Source organism: Nocardia sp. CA-119907 (genome assembly GCF_050955995.1).
In the GTDB taxonomy this organism is placed as follows: Bacteria; Actinomycetota; Actinomycetes; order Mycobacteriales; family Mycobacteriaceae; genus Nocardia.
Window position 1 is genome coordinate 4,392,347 of sequence record NZ_CP192091.1, and the last position, 13,036, is coordinate 4,405,382.

Sequence of the window (13,036 nt, forward strand, 5' to 3'; positions counted from 1 at the left end):
TCACCGGATTGTCGCCCGCGGACGCACCTACGCAGGCGTGAATCGGGCCGAGGCGACTGCCTCGCGGCAGTCAGTTCATTCGGTCGGCTCCGGTCCGCGGCGGCGGCCCGTCCGCCAGCACCGTGGTCTCCTCATCGGTCAGCAGCCGCGATCGGATGATGAACCGCACGCCCTCGGGCGCCTCGAGCGAGAATCCGCCGCCGCGTCCGCTCACCACGTCCACGGTGAGATGGGTGTGTTTCCAGTGTTCGTACTGATCGCCGCTGATCCAGAATTCGGTATGCCAGGGCAGCCGACCCAACAGCACATCCGCGCCGCCGATGCGGAATTCGCGCACGCCGAAGCACATCGGTGAGCTGCCGTCGCAGCAGCCGCCGGATTGGTGGAACAGCACCGGGCCGTGCTGTTCGATCAACCGGCGCAACACTTCTCGCGCCCGCTCGGTTATGGCGACGCGGGCCACTCTGCCATGCATCAAAAGAGTCCGAGCTTTGTCGGTGAATAGCTGACCAGCAAATTTTTGGTCTGCTGGTAATGGTCGAGCATCATTTTGTGGTTCTCCCGGCAGATGCCGGACTTCTTGTACCCGCCGAAGGCGGCGTGCGCGGGGTACGCGTGGAAGCAGTTGGTCCATACTCGCCCGGCCTTGATTGCCCGGCCCATCCGGTACGCCGTGGTGATATCCCTGGTCCATACGCCCGCACCGAGTCCGTAGAGGGTGTCGTTGGCGATCCTGACAGCCTCGTCCACGGTGTCGAACCGGGTCACCGCGACCACCGGGCCGAAGATCTCCTCCTGGAAGATCCGCATGGTGTTGGTGCCCTCGAAAATCGTCGGCTGGACGTAGTAGCCACCCGGCAGTCCATCCACCTTGCGTACTTCCCCTCCGGTGAGCACGCGGGCGCCTTCCTGCCGGCCGATATCGATGTAGGACAGGATCTTTTCGTATTGGTCGTTACTGGCTTGGGCTCCGATCATGGTGGTGTCGTCGAGCGGGTTGCCGCCCTTGATGGCCTCGGTCCGTTCGATGCAGCGGGCCAGGAATTCGTCGTAGATCGACGAGTGGATCAGCGCGCGCGACGGGCAGGTGCACACCTCGCCCTGGTTGAGCGCGAACATCACGAAACCCTCGACGGCCTTGTCCAGGAATTCATCGTCGGCGGCCATCACATCGGGCAGGAAGATATTGGGGCTCTTACCACCCAACTCCAGACTGACCGGAATGATGTTTTCGCTCGCGTACTGCATGACGAGCCGGCCGGTGGTGGTCTCACCGGTGAAGGCGATCTTGGCCACGCGCGGGCTGGCGGCCAGGGGCTTACCCGCCTCGACACCGAAACCGTTGACCACGTTGAGAACTCCGGGCGGTAGCAGGTCCGCGATCAGTTCGATCACCAACAGAATCGAGGCCGGAGTCTGCTCCGCGGGCTTGAGCACCACACAGTTGCCTGCCGCCAGGGCCGGGGCCAGCTTCCACGCGGCCATCAGGATCGGGAAGTTCCACGGAATGATCTGGCCGACCACGCCGAGTGGTTCGTGGAAGTGATAGGCGATCGTATCGGTGTCGATTTCGGCGATGCTGCCCTCTTGGGCGCGGATGGCGCCAGCGAAGTAGCGGAAGTGGTCGACCGCCAAAGGTAGGTCCGCGGCGAGGGTTTCGCGCACGGGTTTGCCGTTGTCCCAGGTTTCGGCGATGGCCAGGGGTTCGATGCTGTGCTCGATCCGGTCGGCGATCTTGTTGAGGATGTTGGCGCGCGCGGTGGGGGAGGTGGCGGCCCACTCGTCGGTTGCGCGGTGCGCGGCCTCCAGGGCCATATCGATATCGGATGCGGTGGAACGCGCGACCGAGCAGAAGGTCTCACCGTCGACCGGCGACGGGTTGTCGAAGTACCTACCCTCGACCGGAGTCGCCCAGTCGCCTCCGATGAAGTTCTCATAGCGACTGGCGTAGTTGACGATGCCGGTGGCCGACCCCGGTTTGGCATAGATCATCTGTGGGCGCTCCTCGCGAATCATCTCTGCGGGGGCAACTATCTCCCCAGAAGGTTGGTGCGAGGTTGGCGCCGCGATGGCGGCGAATGCTCAGGCGCGCTGCGCGGTATGCAACCGGGCCACGACCACGGCGCGGCGCACATCGTCGTCGGGCAGCAGCCGCAACGCGTGTTCGTGCACCTCGATATCACCGGGGGAGCGCTCACCGAACGCCACCGCGTGGTCGGCGCTATCGCTGGCCAGCACGGCGGTGCGGACCCCGACATCCAAATGGTCGCGCCAGGTCAGGACGCCGGGGGTGTCCGAGGCGGGCAGCAGCGGTCCGCGATAGAGCCAGACCGCCGAGGTGGTGTCCCCGGCCTGGATCGCGGCCAACAGGTCGACCGCATCGCAGGAAACCGGGCCGGTCAGCATATAGCGGCGGTTGCTGATCTCACCGCCGGTAGTGCGGCGCAGATGCGACACATCGGCCTTGAGGGTGCTGGAGGAGACCGGACGGTCGCCATAAACCGCGGCCTGCAGTTGTTCGGGCGTGAACCCATCGGGTTCCAGGGCGAGCAGCGCCAGGATTTCCAGGTGGCGCGGAGGTAAGGGGACCGGCCTCCCGTCGCGGACCAGCCGTGCGCCACCGAGACATTCGAGCCGGACACCGGGGGCTGGATCGGGTGCGGCGGCACGCAACATCGTCTCGACGGCGGTCACCAGGGCTCGCACCGAGGTCATCACCATCGGATGCGAGCGGTCCCAGGAACTGGACAGGTCGAGCACACCGACCTGTCGGCCGTCGGGTGCGTGGATCGGTGCGGAGTAGCAGACCCAGCCGTGCAGTGCCGCGACGAGATGTTCGGCGGCGAAGACACTGGCCGGGCGGTCGCCGTGCAGGGCGAGCGATAATCCGTTGGTGCCCATATGGCTTTCGTCCCAGCAGCCGCCGGGCGCGAAGTTCACCGCCTCGGCCTGTCGGCGCAGGGCGCGATCGCCGCACGACCACAGGACGGTGCCCGCGGCATCGGTGACCACGGCGAGGTATCCGGAATCCTCGGCGATCCCACGTAGATCACCGGCGAGTTCGGTGATCGGTTGGCGCAGCGGGGATTCGGTCCAGCGATCGCGGATATCGCCCAGGCCGGGCGCCTCGGTGCGATTCGGATCGACGGTCATCAGTGAGCGCTGCCAGGATTCGACCACCTCGGTGCGGAGTGAGGTGGTGCCCACGGGTATGCGCACGGCGCTGCTGGGAGCCGCCGCCCACCGGGCCCATTCCTTTTCCAGTGCTGCACGTTGCTGGGTGAGGGTGCGGGATTGTGCCACCTCGTAAACCCCATCGTTAGTGTGAGCTCACATTCGCTCTCTCATGATGGCGTATGCAAGGTGGTTAGGGGAGGCTTTGATGGCAAACCGACCAGTCCCCATTGACAATTCGATCCCGTTGTGCGGCCAAGGTTCTAGGCTGCTGGTATGGCGACCGTATCGCGGCGGGCCCGGCTCGCCGACGTGCACGAACTTGCCACCGGCATGCCGTTCGTCAGCCGAGTGGACGGTCCGAGCGGCAATCCGGTGTACCAGGTCGGCGGCAAGTCCTTCGTATTCTTCCGCAACCCGCGCCCGGACGCCTTCGATCCGGACACCGGTGAGCGCTATCCCGATGTGATCGTGATCTGGGTGCCCTCGGAGTCGGACAAGCTGGCGCTGGTGCAGGATCCGGATTCACCGTTCTTCACCACACCACACTTCGATGGCCATCTGTCGGTCCTGGTGCGCGCCAGCAGAATCGGCGAACTCAGCAAGCAGGAACTGGCCGAGGTGATCCAAGATGCCTGGCTGTCGCGGGCCTCGCGCAAGCGGGCCGCCGACTGGCTGGCCGCGCACAACGTCGCGGACTGAGGTGCCCCACCCCTACTTGTTGACGAAAATGCCTGCGATATCGGCCTTCTTGATCGGGGTGTCCTGATTGACCTGGACGCCGCACAGCAGGTCGACCTGAATCATGGTGGCGTCGACCGCCGTTCCCGCGGGTTCGTGATCGTCGTTGGTCTGCTGCTTGATGAATTTGGTGATCGTCATGCGCTTGCCGTCCTGGTCCTGCTTGACGTAGTCGCGGCAGGTGGTGTCACCACCCTGGTTGAGCGCACGCTGGATATCGGAGCAACCGGTCAGCAGTAACGCGACCGCCGCGAGCGCGAGTCCGACCCGTGACAGCGCGACGCGCCCATGCGTCGCCCGAGCGCGACCCCTCATCGAATCGCTACGCGGTGCTGCACCCATGGTTCCTCCTGGCGGCTGGGCGGGCGGCGATGCCCGCGACGTCGCGGTACAGCCTAGGGCAGCGGCGCGATTACGACCCGAACGTGCACAGCGGCACATTCATTTCCGCGGGTGTCAGCGAACCGTGCAGGCCGATGAGTATCGATTCCAGCGGTTCGGCCCCGGTGCGCACGACGCCGCGCAGGCCACCGGCCACCACCACCAGATCGCCGATGCGCTCGGCGATCCGCGTTGTGACGGTAGGGCCGAACCACCCGCGCCCGATCGCCTCGGCGCGGGTGACGACCTCGAAGTCGGCGCCGAGGTATTCGCGCCAGGTCGCCGCGACATCGGCGGCCGCGCCGTCCTGGGTGTAGACGTGGCGGGCGCGCGGTTCACCGCCGAGCTGGCGCACACCGTCGCGCAGGACCTCGGTGGTGTCGAAGTCGACGCGGTCGGTGAGTTCCACCATGCCGTGGTCGGCGGTGACGATGAGCGCGGCATCCGGCGGCAGGTGTTCGGCGATGGTCGCGGCCAGTCGGTCGACGTGCGCGAGCTCCAAAAGCCAAGCGTAAGAGGATGGTCCGCGCACATGCCCGGTGGTGTCGAGGTTGCCGTGGTAGGCGTAGACCAGCGAGCGCCGGCCCGCACGCACGGCGGTGGCGACACCGTCGACGAAATCGCCGAAGGAGACGTAGGGGCGAAATTCGCAGCCGCGCAGTACGGCTCGGGTGAGACCGGAACCCGCTTGCAGATGCGGGGCGACCTGCGCCACCGCGATACCGGCGGCAGCCGCACGCTCGAATACCGTTGGGGTAGGTTGGAATTGCTCGGGCACCAGTTCGCGCAGCAGGTCGATTTTCGGTCCGGGGCCGTGCAGCCGCCAGGTCAGCGCATTCATCAGCCGGTCATAGCCCGGTACGCGCATCAGATACCCGATGATCCCGTGTTCGCCGGGCGGGACCCCCACGCCGAGTGAACTCAGACTGACGGTGGTCGTGCTCGGGAATCCCGCTGTCAGCGTGCGCTGCGCCAGAGACGACAGGAATGGCGCCACTTCGGAATTCGCGGCGAGCGCCTCCGCGCCGAGGCCGTCGACCAGCAACACACAGATACGGCCGGCGGTGAGTTCGAGACCCAGCCGATCGACCTCGCCGCGCACGCCGTGCCCAGCGAGGAGGGAGGGGAATAGATCCGCGAGGGAGCCCGTGCCGTAGTGGGGCGTAAGAAGCACGAGCTCGAGCGTACTCAGGCCTGGCCGGTCTCGAATCGGCTGATTTTGCCGTCGCGCACGGTGAACCGCCATGCGGTGCGCATCGATCCCCAGCGGGAATTCGTGTAGTCGGCGACCAGCGCGGTGCCACCGTCATCGATGGACTCGACATTCATGCGTGCGTTGCTGGCGAAGATCTCGGAATCGGTCCACAGGGCGAGATTGCGCTCCACTCCGTCATCGGACATGGTCGCGTCCGCGGTGAGCACCGCCTGGAAGCGATCCTGGTCGTTGGCATTGAGCGCGTCGACAAATTCTCGGACCGTGGGATCGAGCTGCTGCGTCATCGGACATCCCTCTCGAAGAGTGTGGGTGTATCTGACAGCAAACGTTTGGCATTCACTGTAGGGCACCGATCGGCGCACCGTTCGGTGTCACGCGCCGGGCGCGACCAAGGCGGTAAAGGTGCGCATGATGTCCTCCACCAGCGTCGGCGCGGTGGTGCCCAGTTGGCGGCTGCGTTTTTCGAGCTGACCGTCCAGCCACAGCGAGGCCATGCCGTGGGCCAGGCTCCACCACATGATGGCCAGGGTGTCAGCCCGGTCAGCGGGTAGCAGTCCGGCGGTGACGCCTTCGGCGATGGTGGCGGCCAGGACTTCGAAGGCCGCATCGCCCGCGGCCATGGCGTCGGGATGTTTCTCGGGCTGGGAGAGTTCCGGGCGGAACATGAGGCGGAAGTAGCCAGGATGTTCCTGGGAGAACCGCACGTACGTCTCGGCCAGCGCGGTCAATGCCGTCTGTGGCGTATCGGCGGTCGCGCGGGCGGCGGCCAGTTCGCTGGCGAGGTGTTGGAAACCCCGGGTGGACAGTGCGGCGAGCAGGGCCGAACGATCGGCGAAGTGGTGGTAGGGGGCGCCGGTGCTCACCCCCGCCTCGCGGGCCACCCGGCGCAGACTCACCGCGCCGATGCCCTCGGTTTCGATCAGACGCAGGCAGGCGGCGAGGAGCGTATCGCGCAATGCGCCGTGGTGGTAACTCGTCCTCGTCACCGATCGAGCGTATTCGACACCTCCTGGACAGCATAACTATGCAGTGCTTAGATGATCTGAGCGGCGCTCAGATAAATCGGCCGCGACTCCTCCTTCGAAGCGGGTAAGCATATGAGCTCACGGGTACTCGTCACCGGCGCAACAGGATTCGTCGCCGGACATGTCATCGCCGAACTGCTCGAGCACGGGTACGCCGTGCGCGGCACGGTGCGAGATCTCGGAAATACGGATAAACGCGCACATCTGGTGGCGCTGGCCGACCGCGTCGGCGGCGCGCTGGAGTTCGTCGCGGCGGATCTCAACAATGATTCAGGTTGGGCGGCGGCGGTTTCGGGGTGTGAGTATGTGATGCATGTGGCGTCGCCGTTTCCGTCGGCACCGCCGAGCGATGAACGCGAACTCATCGATACCGCGGTCGATGGGACCTTGCGGGTGCTGCGGGCCGGTACCGATGGCGGGGTGCGGCGGGTGGTGCTCACCTCCTCGATTGTGGCGGTGATCTCCGGCCATGCGACGGATGCGGTGCGCACCGAGGCGGACTGGTCGGTGGTCGAACGAAGCGCGGCCTATCCGAAGAGCAAGACACTCGCCGAGCGTGCGGCGTGGGATTTCGCGGCGGCCTCGGACCTCGACCTGGTGGTGGTGAATCCCGGAATGGTGCTCGGACCATTGCAATCCGCCGCCACCAGCACCTCGCACGAACCGGTGCGCCGACTGCTGGCCCGGGACGCGCCCGGCTCGCCCCGGGTGGGGTGGGCGGTGGTCGATGTGCGAGATCTGGCGGTGGCGCATCGGCTGGCGCTGGAGGTTCCCGAGGCCGCCGGGAATCGGTATATCTGTGCGGGCGAACATGTTTGGATGGCCGAGATGGGGCGGCTGCTGGCCGAGGAGTTCGGACCGCGCGGTTTCCGGGTGCCGACACGGGTGGTCCCGGATGTCGTGGTGCGGGCGATCGCCCTGTTCGACAAGGGAATTCGACTGACCTTGCCGACCTTGGGACGCACCGAGCGGCTCAGCTCCGAGAAGGCGCGGAGTGAACTCGGCTGGTCGATGCGGCCGGTCCGCGAGACCGTCCTGGATACGGCCGAGAGTCTGCTTCAGCACGGCATTGTGCGCGTCCCACGGGGCGGTGCCGCGTCGCCGCGGCGGGCGGCCACGGCGAATCCAGTGGGAGCATAGGGGATCGGATCATGTTGATCGCGACACTCATCGTGGCCACCGTCGGGCTGGTGCGGCGCTGGTCGGGCAGACCGCGGACGGGGCCGGAGTCAGGTCCGTCGCGGCGGCGCGGCTGGCCGCGACGGATCGTTGTGTGGTCCAGGTTGCGCCGCCCGGGCGCGGTGCTGGCGGTCGGCGTGACCTTGGCGGCGATGGTGTGTGCGGGCCTGGTGCTCGTCCCCTGCTGACCTTGGTTCCGGGGTGCGCGCGGTCGGCGCGGTGGTAGACAGGAGGGGTGACGGCCTCGCGACGCAAGTTCCGGTTCGGTGTCACTCTGCTGGCTCCCGCCTCGCGGGCCGAGTGGGTCGAAAAGTGCCGCAGGGCAGAACAACTCGGATATGACGTGGTCGGCGTGGCCGATCATCTAGGGCTGCCGGCGCCATTTCCCGCGCTGATGCTGGCGGCCGAGGCGACCGAGCGAGTTCGGCTCACCACCTTCGTATTGAATGCGCCCTTCTACAACCCGGTGCTGCTGGCTCGGGACGTGGCAACGGCCGATCGGTTCACCGAGGGGCGGGTGGAACTGGGACTCGGGGCCGGATATGTGCGGGCCGAGTTCGAATCGGCCGGGATCGCGTTCGCGAGCGGCGGTGAGCGCGTCGAGCAGATGGCCGCGACCGCCGAAACCTTGCGACGGTTGTTCGCCGATCCGGAGTATCAGCCGCGGCCCGCGCAACCCGCGGGGCCGCCGCTGGCCATCGCCGGATGGGGTGATCGGCTGCTGCGGGTCGCGTCCGAATACGCCGATATCGTCGCCTTGCCCGGAGCCGCGCCCGCATACAACGGCGGACCGCTGCAACTGCTCGGGCCCGCCGCCACTGACGACCGGATCGCGTTTCTGCGGGAGCTGCTCGGGCCGCGGATCGAGGACGTCGAGTTGAATATCCTGCTGCAGCGGGTGGTGGCGCCGAGTGAGCGGGCCGCAGCGCTGGAACGCTACGGGCCGCATCTGCCCGCCGATGTCGCCGAACAACCGGAAGAGTTGCCCGCATTGCTGATCGGTACACCCAAGGAGATGGCGCAGCGTTTGGAGCAGCGGCGGGAGCGGTTCGGGTTCAGCTACATCACCGTGTTGGAAGACAGCATGGAGTCGCTGGCTCCGGTCATCGAATTGCTGCGCTGAGCGCGTCGACCGCATCGGCCTACGAGTCTCATAGCAGCGCAGAGCATTTGGGCTCAGCAGCGCTGAATGTCGATTGGGGCCCTTCGCAACTCGCATTTCGTAGACGCGGGCAACCGCTTCCTGGCCCCGATTATCAGGTCTCGGGTTGTTGCGAGGGGTCGCAACGGATATGGCGGCTTCTCGGTCGCTCGGATGTCCCTGGCACTACCGGTCACCAACCCTCGAACGCTTGACGCTGCCGAGTACACGGCATGCGCTACAGGTTCGATCTGCGGACAAACATTGCCCCCGAGGGTGTCTCGCGAACAATCGTTAGTTTCAACATCTGACCAACTCCCGCAATTCAGGCCGAAAGCCGTGGTAACGCGTGGCTACCGAGACCCTTTCCAGTGGAGGGGTCGCATACCCTCGCGGTGCCACGCTGGCCGTCGCTGATCACCGTCGGGCGACGATCGAGCCCGGAGTCTGCGATCGCTACGACAAGGTCGGCGTGGGCGGCGATCACATCCTTTCGTGCACAGCTCGTTCCGGATTGCACGGTCCGCCAGCCGGTGATCAGCGAGCGATCCCATCCTTGGTCCAGAGAGCGGTGGCGATGGTCGCGAAGACGGTGCGGGGACCTGTTTTCGGGTGGGCCGGTCCCGGGGAGGGCGGGCGACAGATGGCCCCGAGCGTGTCCCGGTCGCATCGGTGGCTCGGGCGGGTGGGGCCGAGTCCAGGGCTTGTCGGGCGGCCGCGGCGAGAGCGCCACAACTCGGTGGACGATCGTCGGGGTTCTTCGCCAGGGCCTGTGCGATGACGCTGTCCATGGCGCTGGGCAGCCCGGTGTCGCGAGCCGCGGGCACCCGGCTGGGCTGTGGGATCGGCGCCTCGGTGTGAGCCCGCATAAGTTGGGTCGCCGTGCCCGAATAGGGCAGGGATCCGGTGAGGAGGTGGTACAACGTGCAGCCGAGGGAGTACACGTCTGCACGAGCATCGAGTGCGGTGGACATGGTGAACCGTTCCGGCGCGGTGTAGGCGAGGGTGGCCGGCGGCATCCCTTTGCCGGTCAGTCCCTGGGTGTCCTCGAGTGCCTTCGCGATACCGAAATCGGCGAGGACCACCCGCTCTTCCTGACCGCCGGTGGGCCGGCCGAGCAGGATGTTGGCAGGTTTGACGTCACGGTGCAGCACCCCGTGTGCGTGTGCGTAGTCGAGGCCCTTGGCAGCCTCGGAGATGATCCGCACCGCCCGATCCGGCAGTAGCGCACCGCGTGTCCGCACCGCTTTGGCGGCGTCGCCGCCATCGATGTACTGCATCGATATCCACAGCTGGTCGTCTTCGCTGCCGCGGTCGTAGACGGTGACGATGTTGGGGTGGTCGAGCAGCGCGATGTGCTCGGCCTCCCTCAGGAACCGGACACGAGAATCGTCGTCGGTGCTGTCCAGCAGCTTGAGCGCGATGGACATCGGCAAATTGGGGTGACGGGCCAGATACACCGCGCCCATGCCGCCAGCGCCGAGCCGATGTTGGACCTTGTAACCCGCGAACACCTGTCCTGGGGTCAGTTCCCGCATGCATACCATTCTCGCCCAGGCCGCGACCGTGCACGATGGTTGCTATCGCCAGCCTCGGCAGTGAGTCTGCGCTTGATTGGCGGCTTTACCAGCAGATATTTCAATACCCGTTGGACTTTCCACGGTTTGCTACGGGAGCCCAGCGAGGGCGTGGTCGAGCTTGAGCGCGGGTTTGAGAACAGCCGGTCGGACTGATTCAGTGCATTAATGTGCAAGTGGTATTAATGTGATCTACGTCATATTTCCCCGGACATTTTGTCGGTAGGCCATGGCATGGTGGTCGGCATGCCTTCTGCCGATTCCGTCGCCGCTCCCGATGTCATCCGCCTGCTCGGGGCCAGTGAGCACAATCTGCGCAATGTGTCGTTGGAGATCCCGAAGAACAAGATCACGGTATTCACCGGTGTCTCCGGCTCGGGGAAATCGTCGATCGTGTTCGACACCATTGCCGTTGAGTCGCAGCGTCAGCTCTATGCGACGTTTCCCGCGTTCATTCTCAACTTCCTGCCGCGTTACGAGCGTCCGCATGCCGAGGCGATGGAGAATCTGACGGCTCCGGTCATTATCGACCAGCAGCCCGTCGGCGGCGGTCCGCGCTCGACCGTGGGCACGATGACCGATATCTACTCCATGGTGCGCGCCATGTTCGCCCGATTCGGTTCGCCTTCGGCCGGATTCGTCTACAACTATTCGTTCAATGTGCCGCAGGGCATGTGCCCGGACTGTGACGGACTCGGGGTCACGGTGCGGGCCGATCCGGACCGGCTACTCGACCGGACCAAATCACTCAACGAGGGTGCGATCCTGCTGCCGGGCTATGCCGTTGGCAGCGGGGAGTGGCAGATGTACGGCAAGTCGGGGCGATTCGACCCGGACAAGCAGCTGACCGACTACACCGACGAAGAGTTCACCGATCTGCTCTACGGCACCGGCGGGAAGGTGGAGCTGACCTTCAGCAAGGGCACCTGGAAGGCGAATTACGAAGGGCTGGCGGCCAAATTCACCCGGACGCGACTGCAACGAGACACCTCGACGCTGAGCGAGAAGACGCGCGAACAGATGCAGAAGTTCCTCACCGAGGGCGTCTGCCCGTCCTGCGACGGCGCACGGCTCAACCCCGCGGCGCTGGCCACGAAGATCGACGGCCGCAACATTGCCGACTGGTCCGGTCTGCAGATCACCGATCTGATGGCGGTGCTCGACGAGATCACCGATCCGGCCGCACTCGGGCTGGCCGCCGCCATTCGGACCGCGCTGCGGCGAGTAACCGATATCGGGCTCGGATATCTGAGCCTGGATCGCCCGACCGCCACACTGTCCGGCGGTGAGGGGCAGCGGCTCAAGATGATCAAGCACTTGTCCAGCACATTGATCGGGATGACCTACATCTTCGACGAGCCGAGCGTCGGGCTGCATCCGCGCGATGTCGGTCGGTTGAACAACCTGTTGAAGGCGTTGCGGGACAAAGGCAATACGGTGCTCGTGGTCGAGCACGATCCCGATGTCATCCAGATCGCCGACCATATTGTCGATGTCGGGCCGCGGGCCGGTCTGCACGGCGGACAGGTGGTGTTCGCAGGCAGCTTCGCGGACCTGCGCACCGCGGATACGCCGACCGGCGCCGGATTGCGCAGGCCGTTCACCGTCAAGCAGACATTCCGGAAGTCCAACGGCGAGTTGCTGATCGAGCGTGCGAACGTGCACAACCTCAAGGATGTGACGGTCGCGATCCCGACCGGCATCCTGACCTCGATCACCGGGGTCGCCGGATCCGGAAAGAGCAGCCTCATCCGGGATGTGTTCGTGCGCGAGCATCCCGACGCGATCTTTGTCGACCAGTCGGCGATCGCCGCCTCGTCCCGCTCGACTCCGGCGACCTATCTGGGGCTGATGGATCCGATCAGGAAGCTGTTCGCGAAGGCGACGGGCGAGTCGCCCGGCCTGTTCAGCTTCAACTCGACCGGCGCCTGTAAGCAGTGCGAGGGCCGCGGCGTGATCATTACCGAGATCGCCTATATGGACCCGGTGACCACCCACTGCGATGCGTGCGACGGGCGGCGGTTCTCCGACGAGGTGCTGGCATTGACATTGCGCGGCAGGTCGATTGCCGATGTGCTGGAGCTGTCGGCCGAGGAGGCACTGAACTTCTTCACCGAAAAGGCACTCGCCACGAAATTGCGCACGATGAACGAGGTCGGCCTCGACTATCTGAGCCTCGGTCAGGCAATGAGCACCCTTTCCGGCGGCGAGCGCCAACGCATCAAACTGGCCACCCAACTCCAGAACACCGGTACCACCTACGTTCTCGACGAACCGACCACCGGCCTGCACATGTCGGATGTGGATACGCTGCTCGCCCTGATGGACGGCTTGGTCGACCGCGGCAATACGGTGGTGGTCATCGAACACAATCTCGACGTGGTAGCCCATTCCGACTGGGTCATCGACCTCGGCCCCGACGGCGGAAAGGACGGCGGCGAAATCGTCTTCACCGGCACCCCCGCGGAACTGCTGACACACCCGACGTCACTGACAGGTGAGTACCTGCGAAAGTACAAGGGCGCCTGAGCGATCGGGCGCGGCCGAGGGCCGCATAGGTCCGTGCGTGCCCAACAGCAGGGTCTGGATGCCGCGCCCGATC

Annotated in this window: 13 protein-coding genes; 5 read left to right on the forward strand and 8 right to left on the reverse strand. The window is 65.7% G+C overall.

Going from position 1 to position 13,036, the window contains the following annotated elements; translation table 11 throughout:
* Positions 1-70: 70 nt before the first annotated feature.
* The 3 genes from ACQP2D_RS19225 to ACQP2D_RS19235 all read right to left on the reverse strand — a co-directional run bounded on the left by ACQP2D_RS19225 (position 71) and on the right by ACQP2D_RS19235 (position 3,303).
* Positions 71-475, reverse strand: a complete 405-nt coding sequence (locus ACQP2D_RS19225; protein ID WP_433685071.1) for a DUF779 domain-containing protein — start codon at positions 473-475, stop codon at positions 71-73.
* Positions 475-1,992, reverse strand: a complete 1,518-nt coding sequence (gene exaC / locus ACQP2D_RS19230) for an acetaldehyde dehydrogenase ExaC (RefSeq protein ID WP_433685072.1) — start codon at positions 1,990-1,992, stop codon at positions 475-477. The genes ACQP2D_RS19225 and exaC overlap by 1 nt, the downstream gene beginning before the upstream one ends.
* Positions 1,993-2,082: 90 nt before the next feature.
* Positions 2,083-3,303 carry a transcriptional regulator gene (locus tag ACQP2D_RS19235; RefSeq protein WP_433685073.1) on the reverse strand — a complete coding sequence of 407 codons (1,221 nt, stop codon included), beginning with the start codon at positions 3,301-3,303 and terminating at the stop codon, positions 2,083-2,085.
* Between the two features lie 147 nt (positions 3,304-3,450).
* Between ACQP2D_RS19235 and ACQP2D_RS19240 the strand changes: the two genes are divergently transcribed.
* On the forward strand, positions 3,451-3,876 hold the full coding sequence (locus ACQP2D_RS19240; protein WP_433685074.1) for an MmcQ/YjbR family DNA-binding protein: 426 nt from the start codon (positions 3,451-3,453) through the stop codon (positions 3,874-3,876).
* A gap of 12 nt (positions 3,877-3,888) precedes the next feature.
* Here the strand turns inward: ACQP2D_RS19240 and ACQP2D_RS19245 are convergent, their stop codons facing one another.
* The 4 genes from ACQP2D_RS19245 to ACQP2D_RS19260 all read right to left on the reverse strand — a co-directional run bounded on the left by ACQP2D_RS19245 (position 3,889) and on the right by ACQP2D_RS19260 (position 6,498).
* The gene (locus ACQP2D_RS19245) at positions 3,889-4,257 is read right to left on the reverse strand and encodes a hypothetical protein (protein WP_433685075.1); all 369 of its coding nucleotides are present in this window, start codon (positions 4,255-4,257) and stop codon (positions 3,889-3,891) included.
* Positions 4,258-4,327: 70 nt separating this feature from the next.
* Positions 4,328-5,470 (reverse strand): alkaline phosphatase family protein, encoded by a 1,143-nt coding sequence (locus tag ACQP2D_RS19250; protein ID WP_433685076.1) that lies wholly within the window; start codon positions 5,468-5,470, stop codon positions 4,328-4,330.
* 14 nt (positions 5,471-5,484) lie between these two features.
* Entirely contained in the window at positions 5,485-5,796 is a 312-nt protein-coding gene (locus ACQP2D_RS19255; protein ID WP_433685077.1) for a nuclear transport factor 2 family protein, read from the reverse strand.
* A gap of 87 nt (positions 5,797-5,883) precedes the next feature.
* Positions 5,884-6,498 carry a TetR/AcrR family transcriptional regulator gene (locus ACQP2D_RS19260; RefSeq protein ID WP_433685078.1) on the reverse strand — a complete coding sequence of 205 codons (615 nt, stop codon included), beginning with the start codon at positions 6,496-6,498 and terminating at the stop codon, positions 5,884-5,886.
* Between the two features lie 111 nt (positions 6,499-6,609).
* On the opposite strand from ACQP2D_RS19260, the gene ACQP2D_RS19265 reads away from it, so the two are divergent.
* The 3 genes from ACQP2D_RS19265 to ACQP2D_RS19275 are packed head-to-tail and all read left to right on the forward strand — an operon-like array spanning position 6,610 to position 8,839.
* Positions 6,610-7,677, forward strand: coding sequence for an NAD-dependent epimerase/dehydratase family protein (locus tag ACQP2D_RS19265; protein WP_433685080.1), 1,068 nt, complete (start codon positions 6,610-6,612; stop codon positions 7,675-7,677).
* 11 nt (positions 7,678-7,688) lie between these two features.
* The gene (locus ACQP2D_RS19270) at positions 7,689-7,904 is read left to right on the forward strand and encodes a hypothetical protein (RefSeq protein WP_433685081.1); all 216 of its coding nucleotides are present in this window, start codon (positions 7,689-7,691) and stop codon (positions 7,902-7,904) included.
* 47 nt (positions 7,905-7,951) lie between these two features.
* A complete protein-coding gene (locus tag ACQP2D_RS19275) occupies positions 7,952-8,839 on the forward strand; it encodes a TIGR03621 family F420-dependent LLM class oxidoreductase (RefSeq protein WP_433685082.1) in 888 nt (295 codons plus the stop codon).
* Positions 8,840-9,210: 371 nt separating this feature from the next.
* Here the strand turns inward: ACQP2D_RS19275 and ACQP2D_RS19280 are convergent, their stop codons facing one another.
* Entirely contained in the window at positions 9,211-10,395 is a 1,185-nt protein-coding gene (locus ACQP2D_RS19280) for a serine/threonine-protein kinase (protein WP_433685083.1), read from the reverse strand.
* A gap of 285 nt (positions 10,396-10,680) precedes the next feature.
* Here ACQP2D_RS19280 and ACQP2D_RS19285 point away from each other — a divergent pair, with 285 nt between their 5' ends.
* Positions 10,681-12,963, forward strand: coding sequence for an ATP-binding cassette domain-containing protein (locus ACQP2D_RS19285; RefSeq protein WP_433685084.1), 2,283 nt, complete (start codon positions 10,681-10,683; stop codon positions 12,961-12,963).
* The last annotated feature ends 73 nt before the right edge of the window (positions 12,964-13,036 follow it).